This window comes from Brevundimonas sp. SL161 (genome assembly GCF_049896985.1).
Lineage (GTDB): Bacteria > Pseudomonadota > Alphaproteobacteria > Caulobacterales > Caulobacteraceae > Brevundimonas.
This window is the reverse complement of the sequence record NZ_JAFCVJ010000021.1, coordinates 1-15,936: the sequence shown is the minus strand read 5'-3', so window position 1 is coordinate 15,936 and position 15,936 is coordinate 1. Positions and strand designations below refer to the sequence as shown.

At 66.6% G+C, this 15,936-nt stretch carries 17 protein-coding genes and 1 pseudogene; 15 read left to right on the top strand and 3 right to left on the bottom strand.

The window, feature by feature from the left end:
• Nucleotides 1–3: 3 nt before the first annotated feature.
• Both ACP7AU_RS13515 and ACP7AU_RS13510 read left to right on the top strand, forming a co-directional pair.
• Entirely contained in the window at nt 4–1,197 is a 1,194-nt protein-coding gene (locus ACP7AU_RS13515; protein WP_426051745.1) for a carboxynorspermidine decarboxylase, read from the top strand.
• Nucleotides 1,198–1,347: 150 nt separating this feature from the next.
• Nucleotides 1,348–2,739, top strand: a complete 1,392-nt coding sequence (locus ACP7AU_RS13510; protein ID WP_426051767.1) for a Do family serine endopeptidase — start codon at nt 1,348–1,350, stop codon at nt 2,737–2,739.
• 119 nt (nt 2,740–2,858) lie between these two features.
• Here the strand turns inward: ACP7AU_RS13510 and ACP7AU_RS13505 are convergent, their stop codons facing one another.
• On the bottom strand, nt 2,859–3,275 hold the full coding sequence (locus tag ACP7AU_RS13505; RefSeq protein WP_426051744.1) for a VOC family protein: 417 nt from the start codon (nt 3,273–3,275) through the stop codon (nt 2,859–2,861).
• 70 nt (nt 3,276–3,345) lie between these two features.
• Between ACP7AU_RS13505 and ACP7AU_RS13500 the strand changes: the two genes are divergently transcribed.
• The 4 genes from ACP7AU_RS13500 to ACP7AU_RS13485 all read left to right on the top strand — a co-directional run bounded on the left by ACP7AU_RS13500 (nt 3,346) and on the right by ACP7AU_RS13485 (nt 7,015).
• Nucleotides 3,346–4,662, top strand: a complete 1,317-nt coding sequence (locus ACP7AU_RS13500) for a replication-associated recombination protein A (RefSeq protein ID WP_426051743.1) — start codon at nt 3,346–3,348, stop codon at nt 4,660–4,662.
• A gap of 148 nt (nt 4,663–4,810) precedes the next feature.
• A complete protein-coding gene (locus tag ACP7AU_RS13495; protein WP_426051742.1) occupies nt 4,811–5,251 on the top strand; it encodes a hypothetical protein in 441 nt (146 codons plus the stop codon).
• A gap of 231 nt (nt 5,252–5,482) precedes the next feature.
• A complete protein-coding gene (locus ACP7AU_RS13490; RefSeq protein ID WP_426051741.1) occupies nt 5,483–6,214 on the top strand; it encodes an RluA family pseudouridine synthase in 732 nt (243 codons plus the stop codon).
• A gap of 300 nt (nt 6,215–6,514) precedes the next feature.
• Nucleotides 6,515–7,015 (top strand): CC0125/CC1285 family lipoprotein, encoded by a 501-nt coding sequence (locus ACP7AU_RS13485; protein WP_426051740.1) that lies wholly within the window; start codon nt 6,515–6,517, stop codon nt 7,013–7,015.
• Here ACP7AU_RS13485 and ACP7AU_RS13480 read toward each other — a convergent pair.
• Entirely contained in the window at nt 6,999–8,165 is a 1,167-nt protein-coding gene (locus ACP7AU_RS13480) for a hypothetical protein (RefSeq protein ID WP_426051739.1), read from the bottom strand. The two genes, ACP7AU_RS13485 and ACP7AU_RS13480, sit on opposite strands and share 17 nt — an antisense overlap.
• Nucleotides 8,166–8,338: 173 nt before the next feature.
• Between ACP7AU_RS13480 and crcB the strand changes: the two are divergent.
• From crcB to ACP7AU_RS13450, 6 genes and pseudogenes are all read left to right on the top strand, one after another.
• A pseudogene (gene crcB, locus ACP7AU_RS13475) lies at nt 8,339–8,733 on the top strand (fluoride efflux transporter CrcB).
• Entirely contained in the window at nt 8,730–9,782 is a 1,053-nt protein-coding gene (locus ACP7AU_RS13470; protein ID WP_426051738.1) for an RluA family pseudouridine synthase, read from the top strand. The pseudogene crcB and the gene ACP7AU_RS13470 overlap by 4 nt, the downstream one beginning before the upstream one ends.
• Nucleotides 9,779–10,453, top strand: a complete 675-nt coding sequence (locus tag ACP7AU_RS13465; protein WP_426051737.1) for an HAD-IA family hydrolase — start codon at nt 9,779–9,781, stop codon at nt 10,451–10,453. Before ACP7AU_RS13470 ends, ACP7AU_RS13465 begins: the two co-directional genes overlap by 4 nt.
• The gene (locus tag ACP7AU_RS13460; protein ID WP_426051736.1) at nt 10,450–11,214 is read left to right on the top strand and encodes an ATP12 family chaperone protein; all 765 of its coding nucleotides are present in this window, start codon (nt 10,450–10,452) and stop codon (nt 11,212–11,214) included. The genes ACP7AU_RS13465 and ACP7AU_RS13460 overlap by 4 nt, the downstream gene beginning before the upstream one ends.
• A 58-nt stretch (nt 11,215–11,272) precedes the next feature.
• The gene (gene parC, locus ACP7AU_RS13455; protein ID WP_426051735.1) at nt 11,273–13,474 is read left to right on the top strand and encodes a DNA topoisomerase IV subunit A; all 2,202 of its coding nucleotides are present in this window, start codon (nt 11,273–11,275) and stop codon (nt 13,472–13,474) included.
• The gene (locus ACP7AU_RS13450) at nt 13,471–13,821 is read left to right on the top strand and encodes an arsenate reductase (protein WP_426051734.1); all 351 of its coding nucleotides are present in this window, start codon (nt 13,471–13,473) and stop codon (nt 13,819–13,821) included. Before parC ends, ACP7AU_RS13450 begins: the two co-directional genes overlap by 4 nt.
• Before the next feature lie 373 nt (nt 13,822–14,194).
• Here the strand turns inward: ACP7AU_RS13450 and ACP7AU_RS13445 are convergent, their stop codons facing one another.
• Entirely contained in the window at nt 14,195–14,434 is a 240-nt protein-coding gene (locus ACP7AU_RS13445; RefSeq protein ID WP_426051733.1) for a hypothetical protein, read from the bottom strand.
• A gap of 124 nt (nt 14,435–14,558) precedes the next feature.
• Between ACP7AU_RS13445 and ACP7AU_RS13440 the strand changes: the two genes are divergently transcribed.
• Genes ACP7AU_RS13440 through ACP7AU_RS13430 form a run of 3 tightly spaced genes read left to right on the top strand, consistent with a single transcriptional unit; the run spans nt 14,559 to nt 15,822 of the window.
• Nucleotides 14,559–14,966: a hypothetical protein gene (locus ACP7AU_RS13440; protein ID WP_426035955.1), complete on the top strand. Its 408-nt coding sequence runs from the start codon at nt 14,559–14,561 to the stop codon at nt 14,964–14,966.
• Between the two features lie 24 nt (nt 14,967–14,990).
• Complete coding sequence (locus ACP7AU_RS13435) at nt 14,991–15,533, top strand: RNA polymerase sigma factor (protein ID WP_426051732.1); 543 nt, start codon at nt 14,991–14,993, stop codon at nt 15,531–15,533.
• Entirely contained in the window at nt 15,523–15,822 is a 300-nt protein-coding gene (locus ACP7AU_RS13430) for a hypothetical protein (protein ID WP_426051731.1), read from the top strand. The genes ACP7AU_RS13435 and ACP7AU_RS13430 overlap by 11 nt, the downstream gene beginning before the upstream one ends.
• Nucleotides 15,823–15,936: the final 114 nt, after the last annotated feature.

The following is a 15,936-nucleotide window of genomic DNA, read 5'->3' as shown; positions in this document are numbered from 1 at the left end:
TCGATGCACACTCCTTCCGACGCCATGGAAACCAGGGCGGGGGGGCCCGGCGCCTTCGCCCGTTTCGACCTGAACCGCGTGCCGTCACCCGCCTTCGTCGTCGACGAGGCGGCGATCCTTCGCAACCTCGCCCTCCTCAAGGACGTGGGCGCGCGGGGGAACGCGCGCGTGCTGCTGGCGCTGAAGGCCTTCTCCATGTGGTCGCTGGCCGATCTCGTCGGGGAATACCTCGACGGCGTCTGCGCCTCTGGACTTTGGGAGGCGCGGCTGGCGCGGGAGTTCTATCGCGGCCACCTGACCACCTATTCGCCCGCTTACAAGGCCGGGGATCTATCTGAAATTCTGCGCCTGTCCGACTCGGTGATCTTCAACACCCCGGCCCAGATCGCGCGCTTCGCCGACCTGATCGCCGAGGCTCGCGCGGCCGGCGAGACCTTCGACATCGGCCTGCGCCTCAACCCCGAACAGTCCGAGGCCGAGGTCGCCAAATACGACCCCTGCCAGTTCGGCTCGCGGCTGGGATACCCCGTGTCGCAGCTCAGGCCCGAACATCTGCAGGGCGTTGACGGCCTGCACCTCCACGCCCTGTGCGAGCAGGGCTTCGAACCGCTGCAACGCATCTGGGCGTCGCTGGAGCCGAAGATCGAGGGCGCCCTGGCCTCGCTGAAATGGCTGAACCTCGGCGGCGGCCACCATGTCACTCGCGCCGACTATGACCGCGAGGGCCTGATCGCATTGCTGCGCGGCATCGGCGAACGCCACGGCATCGAGGTCTATATCGAGCCCGGCGAGGCCATCGCGCTCGACGCCGGCATACTGGTCGGTGAGGTGCTGGACACCTTCGAGAACAGCCTGCCAGTTGCCATCACGGACATCTCGGCCACCTGCCACATGCCGGACGTCATCGAGGCCCCTTACCGCCCGGCGATGCTGGGAGAGGCTGACGAGGGGGTCACCTTCCGGCTCGGCGGCCCGTCCTGCCTGGCCGGAGACATCATCGGCGACTACCGCTTCGCCTCGCCGCCGACCCCGGGGACGCGCATCGCCTTCCTCGACCAGGCCCACTATTCGATGGTCAAGACCACGACATTCAACGGGGTGCCGCTGCCGGCCATTGCCCTCTGGAACTCGGACACCGACGCCCTGCGGGTGGTTCGCCGGTTCGACTATCCCGACTTCCGCGACCGGCTATCCTGAGCCGTCGCGGAGACAATTCGCGATCCATCGGCGGGATCCGCCGGACCCTGTCGATGCTGGCTCTCGGGAGCCGCGGGGCCGCGACGCCTTGATCCGGCCCGAAAGCGGGACAGATATAGGGGCCACGACATGGCTCACTTCCGGACTGCAATGAAGATCTCGATGATCGCCCTCGCGGCGTGCCTGACGCTGGCCGCCTGCGGCAACGCCAACTCCTCCAGGGCCCAGGACGGCGTGTTCGCCGAGCCCAACGAGCGCCAGACGCCCACCGACTCCACGTCGATGAAGCAGAGCTTCGCCCCCGTGGTGCGCGAGGCGGCGCCCGCCGTGGTCAACATCTCGGCCCGGTCGATCCAGCGGGTCCAGGCCGACCCCTTCTTCCAGTTCTTCGGCGGCGGCATGCCCCAGCAGCGGGTCGCGGAATCGGCCGGCTCCGGCGTCATCGTTCGCTCCGACGGAATCGTCGTCACCAACAACCATGTCGTCGAGGGCGCGACCCAGATCCGCGTGGTCCTGAATGACCGTCGTGAATACCCGGCCGAGGTCATCCTGGCCGATGCGCGCAGCGACATCGCCGTGCTGAAGCTTCAGGGGGTCACCGAACAGCTGCCCGTGCTTGCCATCGACGACCGCGAGGAACAGGAGGTCGGCGACCTCGTGCTGGCCATCGGCAACCCCTTCGGCGTCGGCCAGACGGTGACCAACGGCATCATCTCGGCCCTCAACCGAACCGAGACCGGCATTTCGGACTCCGGCTCCTTCATCCAGACCGACGCGGCGATCAATCCGGGCAACTCCGGCGGGCCCCTGGTCGACATGGACGGCGACGTCATCGGTATCAACACGGCCATCTTCTCCCGCTCGGGCTCGTCCTCGGGCGTCGGCTTCGCCGTCCCGGCCTCGATGGTCCGTCGCGTGGTCGACTCGGCCCTCGGAGGCGCGACGGCCGTCGTGCGCCCCTGGCTGGGCGTGAAGGGCGACACGGTCTCGGCCGAGATCGCGCGCTCGCTCGGCATGGCGCGGCCCCAGGGGTTGATCGTCACCGACGTTTACGACGGCGGCCCGGGTGCGCGCGCGGGTCTGCGCGAAGGCGACGTCATCACCGCGCTGGATGGCGCCGAGGTCCACGACCAGGCCGGTCTGAACTTCCGCGTCGGAACCCGCAGCCCGAACGAGACGGTGGCGGTCGCCGTGCTGCGCGACGGCCGCACCCAGACCATCAACGCCCGCGTCCAATCCCTTCCGGGTGACGCGAAGACTGACGGCCTGCTGATCCAGCAGGGCCCCTTCTCGGGTTCCCAGATCGCCGCGCTGAACCCTGCTCTGGCCGATCGTCTGGGCGGCGATCCCTTCGCCCAGGGTCTGCTGATCACCAATGTCGCACCCGGCAGCTACGCGGCTCGCGCGGGCCTGCGTCCCGGGGATCTGGTGCGCGAGATCAATGGTCGCCCGGTCCGCTCGCCGGACGCCTTGCAGCGCATCGGGCGCTCCGAGATCACCATCGAACGTCAGGGCCGCCGGATGACGGGCGTCGTCGGCTAGAGCGTTCGGTGGTCGAAAACACTTGAAGGAGCGCGGACCCAGGTCCGCTCTTTTCGCCGCTGAAGAGCGGACCTGGAGGTCCGCCCACCAAGTGCGCCGCAACTCGCGCGTCGAATACTCTAGCCCTTGATCGGCGACCCGACGGACCAGCAATGGCCGAACGGGTCTTTCAGGACCCCATAGCGGTCGCCCCAGAACTGATCGGCCAAGGGATGGACAGGCGCCCCTCCGGCTACGATGGCGCGGTTCCACCATTCGTCCGCATCGTCGACATAGAGGTGCAGCGTCACCGACTTCGGCACGACGTCGACCTCGCCGCCCATTTCCGGGAACTCGTCCGACAGCATCACGCTGCCGCCGTTGATCTGCAGATGGGAGTGCATAATACGTTCGCCGTCATCCGCCAGCATCCGTCGCACCTCGACCGCTCCAAAGGCGCGGGCGTAGAACACCACCGCCGCCTGGCCGCCGCGCGAGGCTATGCTCAGATAGGGCGTGATGCCGGTCAGCGGCCGGGGCGCATCGACCTGTTCCATGTCATCTCCTCGATTCAGGCCCATTGTAACGCGTGAAATCGCCCGTGCGAACGCCTACACCTCACCGTCCATGACCGATCTGTTCGAAGCCTCCGGCATCCATCCCCCCGACGCGCCGCTGGCCGACCGCCTGCGCCCTGCCACGCTCGACGAGGTGGTGGGTCAGGATCACCTGTTGGGCGAGGGCGGGCCGATCCGGCGCATGGTCGAGGCCGGACGTCTGGGCTCGATGATCCTGTGGGGGCCGCCGGGCACTGGCAAGACCACCATTGCCCGCCTTTTGGCCAGGGCCGCCGGCTACCAGTACCAGCAGATCTCGGCCGTCTTCTCCGGCGTCGCCGATCTGAAGAAGGCCTTCGAACAGGCCCGCGTGCGTCGCGCCGCCGGTCAGTCGACCTTGCTGTTCGTCGACGAGATCCACCGCTTCAACCGTGCCCAGCAGGACGGCTTCCTGCCGTTCGTGGAGGAGGGGGTCATCACCCTGGTTGGGGCCACGACGGAGAATCCGTCGTTCGAGCTGAACGGGGCGCTGCTGTCGCGCAGCCAGGTCTTCGTGCTGAAGCGTCTCGACGACGCGGCTCTGGATCAATTGTTGATGCGGGCCGAGGCGCAGGAGGGTCACGCCCTGCCTCTGACGCCCGAGGCGCGTCACGCCCTGACCGCCCTGGCCGACGGCGACGGCCGCTATCTGCTGACCATGGCCGAGACCCTGTTCGCCCTGCCGGCCGAGCCGGTGCTGGACGTCCAAGCCTTGGCAGGAACCCTTCAACGCCGCGCCCCCGCCTACGACAAGAGTCGAGAAGAACACTACAACCTCATATCGGCGCTCCATAAATCCGTGCGCGGCTCGGACCCGGACGCGGCCCTGTACTGGCTGGCGCGGATGCTGAACGGCGGCGAGGATCCCCTCTATCTGGCGCGCCGGATCGTGCGAATGGCGGTCGAGGACATCGGCGAGGCCGACCCTCTGTCCATCATGGTCGCGAACGCCGCCAAGGATACCTACGACTTCCTCGGCAGTCCCGAGGGCGAATTGGCCCTGGCCCAGGCGGTGGTCCACCTCGCGACCGCGCCCAAGTCGGTCGCCGTCTACGAAGCCTTCAAGGCGGCGAAGAAGGCGGCCGCCGAGACGGGCTCCCTGATGCCGCCGGCCCATATCCGCAACGCCCCGACCAAGCTGATGAAACAGCTCGGCTACGGTAAGGGCTACCAGTACGACCCGAGCACGGAGGAAGGCTTCTCCGGCGCGAACTTCTTCCCCGACGAGATGGAGCGGCGGACCTTCTATTCGCCCAGGGGCCAGGGTCACGAGGAGAAGATCAAGTCGCGGCTGGAACGCTGGGCGCAGATGCGGGCGGAGATCGCGGGCAAAGCCTCAGACGTCTGACCTCTTCACCTACTTCATTCCCCGGTCTTCGCTGCGCTGCGCCTGGGATGACGAAAGTGGGAATACGTCAGCCCCTGAGTGATCGCCGTTCATTGTCGAACGCCCGTCTCCGGCATAGCTTTGCCCTTCAAATCCTTGGGAGGGGACGATGACTGACCTAACGAAGACGCCCTGGCACGTGTGGATGGTCGGGGTGCTGAGCCTGCTGTGGAATGCCTACGGCGGCTACGACTTCATCATGACCAACACCCAGGGCGAAACCTATCTGCGCGCCTCGGGCATGACCCAGCCCATGATCGACTACTTCAACGCCATGCCGACCTGGATGTATGTACCGTGGACCTTTGGCGTGTGGGGCGCGATCGCCGGGTCGATCCTTTTGCTGCTGCGTATGAAATGGGCGGTGCACGCTTTCGCCTTGTCGGTCATCGGCGCGGTCACCAGCTTGATCTTCGGCCTGACGAACCCCATGCCCGGCCTCCCGCCTGAAATGGCCGTCATGGCCTGGATGCCCTGGGTCATCGCCGCGATCGCCGCCTTCCTGCTCTGGTACGCCTGGGCCATGAGCCGCCGAGGCGTGCTCCGCTGAAATCCATCGGACTCCCTGAGTCCGCTGGGTGAAATCGAAAAGCAGCAAGATCAATGACTTGCACTCTTTTGACGCTGTTTTTTCGTAGTTCACTCCTGACATGGTGCAGGCTGTCCGACGATGTCTGATGAGGCCCCTAAGTAACTGTTTTAATAAGAAAGTTATCTGATTGGGGATTGCGTGAGTGCTATGACTGCTGACGCCGCCTGCCTGGACCGCTAAGGACCGGGGGTGTCCGACCGCATCCCCGTCATCCTGTCACCCGAAGAGATCGCCGCCGTCCGCTCGTGGGTCATCCACGAGGACGCCTCGACGATTGCGTTTGCCAAGCCCGCCGGCCTGTCCAGCCAGGGCGGCCGCATCCAGGCGCACACACTGGACGACCTGCTGTGGGCCTTCGCCCGCTCGAACGGCAAGCGGCCGGATCTCGTGCATCGTCTGGACCGCGATACCTCGGGCGTCATCCTCGCCGCCAAGACCAAGCCGGCCGCCGGCTTCATCGGCAAGGCGATCCAGGCCCACAAGCTCACCAAGACCTATCTGGCCCTGGTCTCGGCCGCGCCCGAGCCGCCCAGCGGCGACATCAATGTCCCCCTGGTCCGCCAGGAGATCGGCCGCGAAAGCTACATGCGGGTCGCCGCCTTCGACGCGAAAGGCGCGCAGGGGTCACGCAGCAAATACCGCACCCTGTCGTCCAGCGAGGACGGCGCCCTGGTCGAGCTCCAACCCTTCACCGGTCGTATGCACCAGCTGCGCGTCCACATGGCCCACATCGGACGGCCTCTGGTCGGGGATGTCCGCTATGGAGGCGCTCTGACAGCGGCGGGCCGGGGCGCGCCCCGGTTGATGTTGCATGCCGCGTCGTTGAAGTTCCCGCACCCGGACGGTGGAGAGCGCACGGTGACGGCTGAACCGCCGGAGGATTTTAAAGCGCTGGCGGAAGCGATGGGGCTCAAGATCTAAACCCTTCTCCCGCAGGGGGAGAAGGAAGACAGGCGATACCCATCAACGGACGCGTCGATTCGCTCAATCAAATCAAGGTTCGGCCTTAACGAGAGGTCTTTTATCCATCACCCCCTGAAACGCCCCCATACTGATCCCTTTCGTGCGGCGAGGATCACCATGGGCGAACGTTTCGGACGGAGTTCTCGGATTCGGGCCGGCCAGACTCAATGGACTATTTGCACTGAATTCTCCGGAGTCGGGTTCATCGGGAACGGCTCGCCCGCCCGCGGCGCTTACTCGTAGGAAAGGACTACGCCCATGATCCGCACCCTCGTCATCGTCACGGCCGCTTTGTCGCTGGCGGCTTGCGCCAGCCTCGCCCCTTATGGAGCCCAGCGGGGCCCGAACGGGCAGGGCTATTCGGAACAGCGGATCGAGAGCGACCGCTATCGCGTCACCTACAAGGGCGTCGGCGCGCCCGGACCCGTCGCGGACATGGCCCTGCTGCGCGCTGCCGACCTGACCGTCGAGCAGGGCTATGACTGGTTCGAGGTGACCCAGCGCTATATCGACGGGCGGCCGGACAGCGCCGGCGGCGTCCGTCCGAACGTCTCGGTCGGCTACGGTGGCAGCTCGGGCCGCTACGGCGGTCGCCGATACTCGTCTTCCGGCGTGGGCGTCGGCGTGGGCCTCAACTTCGAAGGGCCGTCGGCGACCTCGACCGTTCTGGAAATCCGTCTGGGCCGAGGCGCCCGCCCCGATCGGGGCGAGGCCTATGAGGCGCGGGAGGTGCGTTACTCCCTCAGCGGCCGCGAGTGAGGGCTCGGTATTCGACGAGGCGTTCCTTGTCGCGTCGCACCTGGTCGCCGATCGTGTTGTCGACGTCCAGCGAGGCGTAGCGGACCCATCCCTCGACCCCCAGCTTGTCCTTGACCGCCGCAGTCGGGGTCCGCCAGTTGAAGTAGGACAGCCAGGACACCAGAAGCCCCATACCCAGAGCGACCAGCTGCAGGATCCGGAAGCCCGCTTCATTGGCTGCAGGGGCGGGCCAGAAGGCGAAGATGGCTAGCCAGACCAGCAGGACGAAAGGCGTCGTGATCCGCGCAACCCAGCGCATCCAGTAGCGCTCGCGGCGCACGCGCCACAGCTCCATCTGGGCGAATTTCTCGAGATATTCCATCCGTGCCGCGATCCACATCACCAATCGCGTGAGGAACAAGGCGCGCTGGCCCCAACCCTTGCCGTCCATCTGGAATTGGGTCTCGGCCTGATCTGACAGGGCCCGGGCGTTGGTGAACAGGTTCTGCAGCTCGCGCGTCCGCTGAACCACTTCGCGCGACAGTTCGTAGGAATCGTTCTCCAGCCGGAACCTGTACTGGACGAACAGGATCGAGGACACGCCGAAGAAGATGCCCACGGTGATCAGCATGCCCAGAACCGCCAGGCCCAGACCTTGGGGCTGGCCCCCGGTCCAGTCTGCGAAGATCCCGGGGCCCAGGACCGCCATGGCCGCGAATGCGATCAGGGAGAGACCTTGGGTCAGACGTTTGGTGATCACATGCACGCGCAAGGCGTTGAAGACGCGACGGCCATACCCGTGGATACGGCCCCGGATATCCTCGTCGGCGGGGAAGCGTTCCTCGATCTGACGTGTGAACAGGACGTGGAACCGGTCCGGCTTGTTCTCGGTCTCCCAGAACGGGAAGATATCGAGCGCCTGGTTGAAATACTGGTCGATATTGGCCGAGATGATCCGGATCGCCTCCGGATCCAGCGTGAAATAATCGCTTTCCTGGATCGGACGCAGGATGCCTTCCTGGGCCGTGATCGGCTTGGGCGCCGGGGCGGGCGCGGCCGCCGGAATCGGGCGGTCGGGAATATCGGCCGCGCCCGACGGCGGCGCCGCCGACGACGCCGGGATCGTCAGGTCGGGACCCGGCTCTGGGGTATGATGATCGTCATGCGACATGGCGGACGGTGTAACCCTTGCGACCTTGACCCGGCACTATGGCAGAACCCGTCGGCGGACCGACCGGGTTCTCTCCCAACGCGAAGCTTGGGTATCGCCGTTAACCCTATAACGCGGCAAGTGAAGTTTCGGTCAGGTGACGCAGGCGTCTGTGAAGGTATAAGGCCCCGATCATGACAAGACTTCTGCTCGTCGCCATCGGCGGGGCCCTCGGCTCAATGGCGCGCTATGGCGTGGGACTGGGCGCCGCTCGCCTGTTTCCGGCCTCCACCTGGCCGTGGGGCACGCTGACGGTGAATATCGTCGGCGGCTTGGCCATGGGTCTGCTGGTCGGCTGGATGGGTCTGAAGGCAGGGGCAGGGCAGGACACGGTTCGCGTCTTCGCGGCCGTGGGCGTTCTCGGCGGCTTCACCACCTTCAGCGCCTTCTCGCTGGAGACGGCGCTGATGATCGAGCGGCGTGAATACGGTCTGGCGGGCGCTATGGTCTGCTGTCGGTGGTGCTGGCCGTGGCGGCCCTGATGGCCGGATTGATGCTGGCCCGCCGCGCATTCGGAGACGCCCTGTGAGCTACGACCCCAAGGAAGACGCGCCGGAAGCCCCGGCGCCCAAGGGCCCGGTTGGCGCCCGCGAGGCCCAGATCCTCTATGTCGCTGAGGCCGAGGACGGAATCCGGCTGGACCGCTGGTTCCGCCGGCGCTGGCCGCACCTGTCGAACATCCAGGTGCAGAAGATGGCGCGCGGCGGCCAGATCCGCGTCGACGGCGCCCGCATCAAGCCGGAAGGCCGCCTGACCGCAGGGGCCGCCGTTCGCGTGCCGCCGATTCCCGAACCGATCGTCCGTGCGCCCGGCGAGCACATGGCCTTGACGCCCGCAGAGATCGGCTTTGCCAGGTCGATGGTGATCTATGAGGACGACCTGGTTATCGCCCTGAACAAGCCTTGGGGCCTGGCCGTGCAGGGCGGGACCAAGACGACGCGCCACGTCGACCGACTGCTGTCGGCTTGGGGCGAGGGAATGGACCGTCCGCGTCTGGTGCATCGACTGGACCGGGATACGTCCGGCGTCCTGCTGCTCGGCAAGGGACCGGAGGCGGCCAAGCGGCTGGCGGGGGCGTTCGCGCGACGTCAGGCCAAGAAGACCTACTGGGCCATCGTCATGGGCCTGCCCAAGCCGAACGCGGGCCAGATCGACATGCATCTGAAGAAGTCGGGTATCAACGACTACGAGATCATGCGCCCGGCCGATCCGAAGGAGAACGGGGCGGAGCCGGCCGAAACCGCCTTTGCCCTGATCAGCCATGCGGGCCAGCGAGCGTCGTGGATGGCTCTGCGGCCGTTCACCGGGCGAACGCACCAGTTGCGTGCGCACCTGAAGGCGATCGGTCATCCCATTCTGGGTGATCCGAAATACGGCGACGAGAAATCGACCGAACTGAGCGGGCCGCTGAAGCTGCAACTGCATGCACGACGGATCGAGCTGGACCATCCGTCGGGCGGAAAACTGATCGTCGAGGCGCCGATCAGCGCCGAACTGCGCGCCGGCTTCCAGCATTTTGGGTTCGACGAGGGCGAGGCGGACTACGATCCGTTCGAAGGCGTGAAGCGTCAGCGATGAGCCGTCCGCTCGCAGTCTTCGACATCGACGGGACGCTGGTCGATAGCCGCGCCTCGATCCTTCAGGCCGCGACGGATGCGGCGAGGGAGCTCGGGCTGCCCGATCCCGAATACGACAGGGTCCGTCAGATCGTGGGGTTGTCGCTGCCGCATGCGCTGGCGGTGCTTGAGCCAGACCTGACGCCGTTGGAGTTGGAGCGGTTCACCGCCGCCTTCCGAGCCAGCTTCGGCCGGATGTTCGATGCGGGTCACGAGGAGCCGTTGTATCCCGGCGCGATGGAGACCCTGCGTCGATTGCACAAAGACGGCTGGCGGCTGTCGCTGGCGACAGGCCAGAACCGGCGCGGCGTAGCGCGGAATATGGCCCGAGCCGGGTGGGCGGAGCTGTTTGTATCATCGCACTGCGCCGAGGATGGTCCGGGCAAGCCCGACCCTGCCATGCTGCACGCCGCCATGACCGCCGCGTCGGCCGAGCCCGCCTCGACGGTGATGATCGGCGACACGGCTCACGACATCTCGATGGCGGTGGCGGCAGGGGTCATGCCTCAGGGCGTGGCCTGGGGCTTCCATACGCCGCAGGAACAGACCGCAGCCGGCGCCGCTCACGTGGCCATGGACTTCGACGATCTGGAAGCCGCACTCGACCGTTTCGCCGCACGAGCTTTCGCATGAGCCACATCCCGCCGCTGGACCCGATGGTCGCCGCCAGGAAGGGCTTTCGCGAATCCGAAGAGCGGCTGAAGCGCTTCTGGAAGGAAGCATCTGTCGCCGCCGGAGACGCAGGCGGCTGGATCGTCCTGCTGGACGGCCGCGCGCCCAAGACGCCGGCGCACAACCGCTTCCTTTTGCCGACCGAGGCTGTCGCCCGGATGGTCGCCGACGAATGGGCGGCCCAGGGGGAGTTCCTCGATCCCGGGACCATGCCGGCGACGCGGATCGCGGCCACGGCCATCGACCGGGTAGCCGTGACGCGCGAGCCGGTGGCCGAGGAAATCGCCGCCTACGTCGGGTCGGACCTGCTCTGCTATCTCGCCGAACACCCGACGCCGCTGGTCGCGGAACAGACCCGCGCCTGGACGCCGTGGCGCGAGTGGGCCGAGCGGGAGCTGGGCGTCGTCGTCGTGGCGACGCAGGGCATCATCCACCGCGCCCAGCCGCCGGAGAGCATCGCCCGGGTGAGCGACCTGGCCCTGGAACTGGACGACTTCGCCCTGACGGCCCTGGCCATGGCCGTGCCCCTGCTGGGCAGCGCGCTCCTCGGCCTCGCCTTGCAGCGCGGCGCGCTGGGCGGAGAGACGGCGTTCGAACTGAGCCGGCTCGACGAGGCCTTCCAGGAGCGTCAGTGGGGCGTGGACGCCGAGGCCGAAGAGCGGACCGCCGCGCGTCGCGCCGAGGCCGTTCTGGTCGACCGCTGGTTCCGGGCTCTCGACTGAGCCGCACCGGGCCGGAAGCGGCTAGACTTCGACCTTCGCCTGAGTGATTCGCAGCCCCATGACCATCCACACCCCTCCGCCCGAAGGCGGCCGTATCGTCGACGAGCCGATGGCCGAGGCCCTGTCGCGCCGCTATCTGGCCTACGCCCTGTCGACGATCACCAACCGGGCCCTGCCGGACGTGCGCGACGGATTCAAGCCGGTGCACCGGCGGATCATGTACGCCATGCACCAGATGCGTCTGAACCCGCAGGCCGCAGCGCGGAAATGCGCCAAGGTCGTCGGCGAGGTGATGGGCACCTATCACCCGCATGGCGACGCCTCGATCTATGACGCTCTGGTCCGCCTGGCCCAGGACTTCGCCCAGCGCTATCCGCTCGTCGACGGGCAGGGGAATTTCGGCAATATCGACGGCGATAACGCCGCAGCCATGCGCTACACCGAGTGCAAGCTGACGGCGGCGGCGGTGCTGCTGATGGACGGAATCGATCAGGATTCCGTGGACTTCCGCCCCACCTATGACGACCAGGACGAGGAGCCGGTGGTCCTGCCGGCCGGGTTCCCGAACCTGCTGGCCAATGGCTCGTCGGGCATCGCCGTGGGCATGGCGACCTCGATCCCTCCGCACAATGTCGGCGAGTTGATCGATGCCTGTCTGCTGCTGCTGGACAGGCCGGAGGCGACGACGTCGGAGCTGGTCGAGATCGTCCCGGGACCGGATTTCCCGACCGGCGGCGTGGCCGTTGAGGGCCATGCCTCGATCCTCGAGGCCTATGAGACCGGGCGCGGCGGCGTACGTCTGCGGGCGCGCTGGGAGCGGGAGCCGCTGGACCGGGGCGGCTACCAGATCGTGATCACCGAGGTCCCGTATCAGGTCCAGAAGGGCAAGCTGATCGAGGCCCTGGCGGAGCTGATCGAACAGAAGAAGGCGCCGCTGCTGGGCGATGTGCGCGACGAGTCGGCCGAGGACATCCGCGTCTTCATCGAGCCAAAGAGCCGAAACATCGACGCCGAGAGCCTGATGGAGAGCCTGTTCCGGCTGTCGGACCTGGAGATCCGCTTCCCGGTCAACATGAACGTGCTGGACGCGACCGGCACGCCGCACGTCATGGGTCTGAAGCCTTGTCTGCAGGCCTTCCTGGATCACCGGCGCGAGGTGCTGAACCGCAGGTCGCAGTGGCGGATCGAGCGGGTCGAGAAGCGTCTGCACCTGCTGGAAGGGCTCAGGATCGTCTTCCTGAACCTGGACGAGGTGATCCGGATCGTGCGTGAGGAGGAACAGCCGACGGCTGTGATGATCGCCCGGTTTGGCCTGACCGAGATGCAGGCGGACTACATTCTCGACACCCGACTGCGTCAGCTGGCGCGGATCGAGGAAATGGCGATCGAGAACGAATACAAGGCTCTGGCCGAGGAACTTGCGAATCTGCAGGCACTGTCGTCCTCGCCCGCCAAACAGTGGAAGAAGATCGGACAGGAGCTGGCCGCGACGCGCAAGGCCATGGTCTCACCGCGCCGGACGACGATCGCCGAGGCCGTGGATGCCTCGGCCTTCGTGACCGCCGAGGCCTTCATTCCCAAGGAAGCGATCACGGTGATCCTCTCCGAGCGGGGCTGGATTCGCGCTGTAAAGGGCAAGGTCGACGATCCTTCCGAGCTGAAGTTCAAGGAGGGGGACAGTCTCGGCTTCCTCGTGCCGGCCTTCACGACCGACAAGCTGCTTGTGGCGGCTTCGGATGGCCGGGTGTTTACGGTCGGGGCCGACAAGCTGGCCTCCGGGCGTGGGCATGGCGAGCCTCTACGGCTGATGATCGAGCTGGAGGAGAGCGCGGGCATCATCGCCGTCCTGGCGCACCAGCCGGGCTCGAAACTGCTGATGGCGTCGAAGGCCGGTTACGGCTTCATCGCGCCGGAAGACGAGCTGCTGGCCCAGAAGCGCGGCGGGAAACAGGTGCTGAACGGCGACCTGCTGGCCGTGATCCGGGTCACCGGCGACCACATCGTCACCATCGGCGAGAATCTGAAGACCCTGATCTTCAAGGCCGAGGAGCTGCCCGAGATGGGCCGCGGCAAGGGCGTCAAGCTGCAGTCCTTCAAACAGGGCGGCCTGACCGACATCGCGGTCTTCATCGGCGACGTCGGGCCGGAATGGGTCGACGGCGGCGGACGCCGTCGCAACTGGCCCGACTGGAAGGACTGGCTGGGCAAGCGCGCCGGGGCGGGTCGTATGGGACCGCGCGGGTTGAGGAAGTTCCGGTGATCCCGACCCTCTACGGCATCCCCAACTGCGACACGGTGAAGAAGGCGCGCGTCTGGCTGGATCAGCACGGGCGCGCTTTTGTCTTCCATGACTACAAGAAGGTCGGGATCGACCGGGCGTCGCTCGAAGGTTGGGTCGCCGAGCATGGCTGGGAGATCGTGCTGAACCGGAACGGCACGACTTTCAAGGCACTGGACGCGGCCGATAAGGAAGGGTTGGACGCCGACAAGGCCACCGCCTTGATGCTGGCGCAGCCGTCGATGATCAAACGGCCGGTGCTGGATCTGGGCGACCAGACGATCGTCGGATTCAAGCCCGCTTTCTATGAGGCTGCCTTCCCGGCCTGACCCGTGTCCGGTTGGGCCGGACGAAAAACACCCTGACGAACCGGACGAAACGGACGAAATCGAGGGAAATCGTCTGGAAAATCAGAGGTGGCTTGCGGATGGGGCCGATCGGATTCGTCCGAACAGCGGGCGGATATTGGACGTGTCAAAAATCGTCTCTCGGAGATGGTGGGCCTTCTTCACGGGCGCAAGGCATGGATAGGAAATAAATCCGCACCACCTCAAGAATCCCGCTCATCCCCGCGGAAGTGGGGACCCAGTGCTTTCGTTGGGCACGGTGCGTGGGATCAATACCAGTGCAAAGTCCGGCGGGCGCCGAGCGCCCAAAGAACTGGGTCCCCGCTTCCGCGGGGATGATCGGAGGGTGGGGACGTTACCCCTCGACGTCCGTCTCCGGGCGGTCGTGGCCGTCGGCGCGTTCGGTGACCCAGTCGCCGTTGCTGTCGGCGTATTCGATCATGGCGTTGTCGTCGGACACCTTCTGCTCGCGGGCGGCGCGGACGGCGGCGGCCTTGGCGGCGTCGTGATCGGGGAAGGTCTCGGAGAAGGTGTCGCCGACCTTGTAGGCCCAGCCGCCGTCGTGCTCGACGATGCGATATGTGACATGGCTCATGATGTGACTCCGGTGGGGGATTTCGGCCTTGATGGCATTTTCTTCGCCGACGTGCATCCATTCACATGGTCGGCGCCGACCACTCATCGAAAGCGCGGGCGATGGGCCGGCGCCCAAGAGGTGAATGACGATGGTCGAACTGTTCCAATCCTTCTGGTGGCTTCTGTTCCCGCTCGGTTGGTTCGTCTTCGGCGGCTTCAACGCAATGGTGAACTACTACCGCCAGAAGAACGTGCTGAAGATCATCAAGACCTACGCTGACCGGGGCGAACAGCCGCCCGAGGCGCTGCTGAAGATCGTGGAGCAACCGATCGACGATCGCCACGAGTACACGCAGAACAGGCGGATGGACGACGGCAACGGTTTCTCGGTCGTGCTGTTCGGGATCATGGCCGTGGGCTTCGGCTACGCCAGCTGGTCGAACATGTACGGGGCCGGCGACGCCTTCCTGATCGTGGCCTTCGTGATGGGCGCCCTGGCCGCGGCCTCGCTGGTCTCGAGCCTTCTCGGTCGTCGACGCCGCCGGGACTGATGTCGGTCCGTGGGGGGCATGAGGATGGACGGCGCCTCAGTGGATGTGGGGCTGGTGGCGGCCGCGCGCGCCGGTTCGGACGCCGCCTTCGCGCGGCTGGTCGAACGGCACCAGGCGCCGGTGCGGGCCTTTCTCAGGCGGCTGCTGGGACGCAATTGGGACGAGGCGGACGACCTGGCCCAGGATGTATTCGTGGCGGCCTGGGGTTCCCTGGGGCGGCTGAAGGATCCGGCTGGTGTGCGATCCTGGCTGTTCGGCATCGCCTGGCGCAAGGGGCAGGACCGGATTCGGTCGGGCCTGCGATCGCAGGCGCGCGACCGGTCGTGGTTGGACGAGACGGCGCCGACGGGCGGGATCTCGGAAGAGGACCGGCTGGCCCTCGCCGATGCGATGGCCGGACTGCCGGCGGACCAGAGGGCCTGCGTCGCGCTTTGCCTCGCAGACGGCTGGTCGCATTCGGACGCAGCCGAAGCGCTGGGCCTGCCGCTCGGGACCGTAAAGTCCCATGTTGCGAGGGGCAGGGCGCGGTTGCTGGCCGCGTTGACGGGAGGGTCCGATGACGCCTGAGGAACGGCTGAACGCATTCTTCGCCGAGGCGACGCCGGCGGCGCGCGACCTGGGCTTTCAGGCCGGGGTCGCCGAGCGGGTCGCTCGCCGGCGCGCGGTCGCCACCGTCGTCGCCCTGATCCCGTGGACCATCGCGGCCATGGTGCTGTGCTGGGCCGTCGGACCGATGATGGCGCCGGTGGTCGAGGGCATAAGCCAGACCCTGGCGCCCGCCGCCGCCATCCTAGGGCTGACGGGGTTGGGCGTGGTCGGGCTGACGGCGTCGGCGCAGCGGCTGAGGCCGCTCTAGGTGATGTGGACAAAGTGGATTCCCAAATCAGCTGATCGCTGATTCAAGGCTGTTCTTTGCGGAGAGCAGCCATGGTTCGTGGTTTGATGTCGGATGCGGAGTGGGCGTTCTTCG